Here is a 702-nt window from a genome sequence, read left to right as displayed (position 1 = left end):
GTCAGGGATCCCTCCTCCAGCGCAATTTCCGTCTGGGTATCCTTGAGGTCGTAGCGCTGTTTGATCTCTCGCTGGGCCTGATCCACAGCGTTCACCAACTCCTGCCGATCGAAATCGCTGACAATATCAAACGAGTAAGTGGAGGCCATAAACCCTATCTTTGCTGCCGTTCCGTATCATACGCTCTCAGATGGCCAAGGATCCCCGCTCTCCGGAGGAGTTACAACAGAAGGAAGAATCCTAACCCAAAAAGTGGGGAGCAGCAGGATGGCTGATGTTGTTTTAATTACAGGCGCTTCCGAGGGTATTGGCAGGGCCACCGCCTTTACTTTTGCCCGCGGTGGCTACCGCCTGGCGCTGGCTGCCCGCACGGCTGAAACCCTGAAGCAAACAGCCATCGAGCTGGAGCAAAGCCTCAATGCAGAAGTGTTGGCTGTCCCCACTGACGTGACGCAACCGGAACAGGTGCAAAACCTGGTGGAGGCCACCCTAGAGCGCTACGGCCGCATCGACTGCCTGATCAACAACGCCGGCATTTGCCTGAGCGGCCCCTTCCTACAGACTACGCTGGAACACTGGCAAGCCCTGATGGCGGTTAATTTTTGGGGTTACCTGTACACCATCCGGGCTGTGCTCCCCCACATGATGAAGCGCAAACAAGGCCAGATCATCAACGTGCGCTCCATCGGCGCCAATATGACA

The 702-nt window shown here is 56.4% G+C and carries 2 protein-coding genes; one reads left to right on the top strand and one right to left on the bottom strand.

Annotation, left to right across the window (positions count from 1 at the left end):
- Nucleotides 1-149, bottom strand: a 149-nt coding sequence (locus tag NW858_RS10235) for a DUF520 family protein (RefSeq protein WP_414520432.1), incomplete at its 3' end; no start/stop codon positions are given.
- Nucleotides 150-267: 118 nt separating this feature from the next.
- On the opposite strand from NW858_RS10235, the gene NW858_RS10230 reads away from it, so the two are divergent.
- On the top strand, nucleotides 268-702 hold a 435-nt coding region (locus NW858_RS10230), incomplete at its 3' end, for an SDR family oxidoreductase (RefSeq protein WP_414520431.1).

This window comes from Synechococcus sp. H55.10 (assembly GCF_047502715.1).
Lineage (GTDB): Bacteria > Cyanobacteriota > Cyanobacteriia > Thermostichales > Thermostichaceae > Thermostichus.
Note: the sequence above shows the minus strand (reverse complement) of the source record. Positions and strands in the feature narration are given on the sequence as shown.